At 65.2% G+C, this 564-nt stretch carries 1 protein-coding gene; it reads right to left on the reverse strand.

The features are described from left to right. Positions 1–564: ATP-binding cassette domain-containing protein (locus HU750_RS26975; RefSeq protein ID WP_186683387.1), on the reverse strand; the 564-nt coding region annotated here is incomplete at both ends.

Raw genomic sequence — 564 nt, forward strand, 5'->3', positions numbered from 1 at the left:
GCTCAGGGACTGCAACGGCGTGCTGTTGGCCAGGCTGGAACACTGGCAGCGGCTGTTGAAGGTCTTGAAGAACGCGCGCACGTAATCGTTGGCCGGCTGGTTGATCAGCTGCTGTGGAGTGCCGATTTGCACCACCCGGCCGCCCTCCATGATCGCGATGCGATGGCCGATGCGGATGGCTTCCTCGATGTCGTGGGAAATGAAGAGGATGGTGCGCTGCTGCTCGGCCTGCAGGCGCATCAGCTCGCCCTGCATCTCGTTGCGGATCAGCGGGTCAAGGGCCGAGAAGGCTTCGTCCATCAACAGGATGGTCGGGTCGTTGGCCAGCGCCCGTGCCAGGCCCACGCGCTGCTGCATGCCGCCGGACAGCTGGTGCGGGTAGCTGTGCTCGTGACCGGCCAGGCCGACCTGGCTCAGCGCCTCGCGGGCACGGCGGTGGCGTTCGGTTTCAGCAACGCCGGCGATTTCCAGGCCGAAGGCGGTGTTCTGCAGCACGCTCATGTGCGGCATCAGGGCGAAGGACTGGAACACCATGCCCATTTCCTTGCGGCGCACATCGAGCAG

It is taken from the genome of Pseudomonas sp. SWRI50, assembly GCF_014269095.1.
In the GTDB taxonomy this organism is placed as follows: Bacteria; Pseudomonadota; Gammaproteobacteria; order Pseudomonadales; family Pseudomonadaceae; genus Aquipseudomonas; species Aquipseudomonas kermanshahensis.